The sequence below is a fragment of the Actinotalea sp. genome (assembly GCF_035443605.1).
In the GTDB taxonomy this organism is placed as follows: Bacteria; Actinomycetota; Actinomycetes; order Actinomycetales; family Cellulomonadaceae; genus Actinotalea.
This window is the reverse complement of sequence record NZ_DAORSQ010000093.1, coordinates 1775-4877: the sequence shown is the minus strand read 5'-3', so window position 1 is coordinate 4877 and position 3103 is coordinate 1775. Positions and strand designations below refer to the sequence as shown.

The following is a 3103-nucleotide window of genomic DNA, read 5'->3' as shown; positions in this document are numbered from 1 at the left end:
CCCGGGCCGGACCGCCGCCCGGACGAGACCCGCGGGGACCGGTGAGCGCACCCGCTGGCACGATGGGCCGATGATCGACGCCCCGGCGATGGCCACCTACCTCGGCATCGACCTGGCGTGGTCCACCCGCGCGCGCACCGGCGTCGCGGTGCTGGACACCTCCGGCCGGCTCGTCGCATCGTGCTCCGTGGTCACCGACGAGGAGATCGCCGAGGTCGTCGCCGAGCACGCCGTCGGGCGCGTGGTCGCCGCGATCGATGCACCCCTCGTGGTCCCCAACGCGACCGGGCGGCGGGACTGCGAGGCCGCCGTCGGGCGTCTCTTCGCGGCCTACGACGCCGGTGCCCACCCGGCCAACCGCTCGCGCCCGTGGTTCGACCCGCCGCGCGGCGCGGTGCTCGCGGAGCGGTTCGGCTGGGACCTGGACCCGCGGACGGCGCCCGACGGCGTCGCGTCCGTCGCGATCGAGGTCTACCCGCACCCGGCGATGGTCGCCCTCTTCGGGCTCGGCCGGGTGCTGCCGTACAAGGCCAAGCCCGGCCGCGACCTGCCGGCGCTGCGGACCGCCTTCACCGTGCTGCTCGACCACCTGGAGCGCGTCGTCGGGCCGACGCTCGGGCTCGCCGGCTCCGCACGGTGGGAGCAGATCCGTGCCGTCGTCGCGGGCGCGACCCGCAAGGCCCACCTGCGGGCCGTCGAGGACGAGGTCGACGCGATCCTCTGCACCTACCTCGCCTGGCTCTGGGGGCGGCGCGACCCGCGCATGGTGGTGCTGGGCGACGTCGAGGGCGGGTACATCGTCGTACCCGGCCCCCCGACGGCGCCGTCGTGGCGCGTGGCGCGCTGACCTCAGGCGTACATCGGCGTGAGGGCCTCGTACTCCTCGATGCCGCCGTCGCGCAGGCAGACCTCGATGATCGCCCGGCCCAGGGGGTCGAGGTCCTCGGTGAGGAACTGCGTCAGCTCGCTCTTGAAGAAGTCGGTGAGGATCTTCGCGCCGAAGTCGTACGCCTCGACGCCCACACCCGACTGCCGGTCGGTGCGCAGGAACGTCTGGCGGATGAGCTGGCCGTCGATCTTCATCTCGTCGAGCGTGTAGCCCAGCAGCGGGCAGCGCGAAGCGACCAGGTGCTCGGGGCGGATCCGGCCGGCGCCGCGGCGCGACAGGTACTCGCGGGTCAGCCACTCGGCCGAGAAGCCCACCTTGTACGCCCCGATGTGCTGGTTGGGGGTCAGCACGTAGCGCGTGCGGTTGGCGCCGACGAGCTGGCGCAGCAGCAGGTTGGCCGCGGCCACCTTGGTGCCGGTGGAGAAGGGCCAGTACGAGCCGACGCCCTCGGCGACCATGCCGCCGTGCTCGAGCTTCGTTGTCGCGGCGGCCGACTCGCCGATGGAGGGGTTCTTGTCGCCGCGCGGGGCGATGAGCCGCCACAGCCACGCGACCGACGGCGGCACGAAGTGCGTCATGCCCATGATCCCGTACGACGGCGCCGTGCGGGTGCAGGCGGGCATCCGCACCCCGAAGGTGCGCACGTCCACCTCCTCCGGCTCGCTGACGACGCCGCGGATCTGCTTGCGGGAGACGACGACGCGCGGGTTGGGGCACGGCTTGCCGCTGGAGTCGAGCGTGTGCTCCCACGGCAGGCACGTCGCGTCGGGCACGCCGTGGATGTTGTAGAAGACCAGGGGCTCGGAGGGGTGGATGAAGACGCGCTCGAGCGCGACGTCCTCGCCGTACTCGGTGAGGTTGTCGACGCGCACGAACCAGCCGTCCTCGGCGTCGGCCACCACGACCCGGCCGCTCTCGTTCTGCACCGACGGGTGCACGAGCGTCATGTCGTCGGTCACCGGCGCGAGCGCGCTCGTCTCACCGAGGGTGATGAAGTACGGCTCGTCGCTGACGATGTTGTGCCCCAGCAGGATGCGGCCGTCCTCGAGGCGCCGGATCTCCTGGCACATCTCCGACTTGCCGCCGCCCGAGGCGCCCTCGTGCATGATGATCGTCTCGTTCTCGTACGGCGTCGTGACGCGCACCGACGATGCATGGGCGGTGAGCCAGCCCTCCTGCTCGCCGATGTCGAGCAGCACCGAGAACACGCCCTTCTTGGCGCTCGGTCCCGGGTAGAGGTTGTAGGCGAAGACCTCGTGCAGCGTGGTCGAGCGGTCGTGCACCACGACCTGGCGGCCAGCGAAGTGGGTGTGCCGGAAGGGTGGCGCGACGTAGAGGATCGAGCGCGGCGTGTACGGGCCGAGCTCCTCGAACGTCACCCAGCCCTGCAGGTCCACGAGCGTCAGCGCGAAGAACGCCGCGTTGGCCGGCATGATCGCCAGGCTCGGGTAGCCGAAGGACAGCCCACCGGCCTTGAAGGGCACGACGACGAGGTCCTGCCCGGCCAGCCACTCGAGCGTCTCGGCCTTGGTCTGGGCGAAGCTCTCGCCGAAGACGTCCGCGTACCGCGGCTTGTCCGTGGGCAGGTCGTCGGCGATCCGCATGCAGTCGGGGTCGCGGCGGCGCAGGTAGTCGTCCGGGAAGTTCACGGCGATGCCGTTGCGGCAGCGCACGACGTCGGCCTCCTTCACGGGCGCTCCGTCGACGTCGTAGACGACGTCGAACACCGGGCCGCCCTCGGGGCCGAGGGCGATCTGGTAGAGCTCGGCGCGCGTGGTGGGCACGACGACGGTGCGGCACGCGTCCAGCGCGGCCCGCACGGCGGGCGGGAGGGTCAGGCCCGCGAGGGCGGCATGCGCGCTCGCGGAGCGCTCGGCGCTGCGAAGGTCCAAGGACTCGGTCACGGGGTCTGCTCCTTGCTCGGGACCGGGGATGCGGTCGGCGAGGTGTCACTGCGTACCGCCGGTCGGAGCCGACGAGCGCCGGGCCTCCCGGATGCAGGCACGGACTTTACCCGGACTTTAGGTCGCCGTCCTCTGGCGGTGATGGGACCTTTGGAACTCGCGTCCGCGATGCGAGACGTGCGCAGGCGCTGGGGTGCTCGACCGCTGCACCATCGGCCCACCAGCCCGTCGTCGTCCCGCCGAGGAGGACCTGCCGTGGACGTCCCACCCCGCTCGTCGGACGTGCCGCGCCGCCCGTCGGACGTGCCGC

At 72.3% G+C, this 3103-nt stretch carries 2 protein-coding genes; one reads left to right on the top strand and one right to left on the bottom strand.

From position 1 onward, the window contains the following. Positions 1-70 precede the first annotated feature (70 nt). Complete coding sequence (locus PKY62_RS10395) at positions 71-847, top strand: DUF429 domain-containing protein (protein ID WP_324536655.1); 777 nt, start codon at positions 71-73, stop codon at positions 845-847. A gap of 2 nt (positions 848-849) precedes the next feature. Here the strand turns inward: PKY62_RS10395 and PKY62_RS10390 are convergent, their stop codons facing one another. Beyond that, entirely contained in the window at positions 850-2793 is a 1944-nt protein-coding gene (locus PKY62_RS10390) for a DUF4914 family protein (protein ID WP_324536653.1), read from the bottom strand. Positions 2794-3103 lie beyond the last annotated feature (310 nt).

Bases quoted from the DNA above. Each gene is read 5' to 3' on its own strand.
- PKY62_RS10395 (WP_324536655.1), top strand. From the start codon at position 71: ATGATCGACGCCCCGGCGATGGCCACCTACCTCGGCATCGACCTGGCG.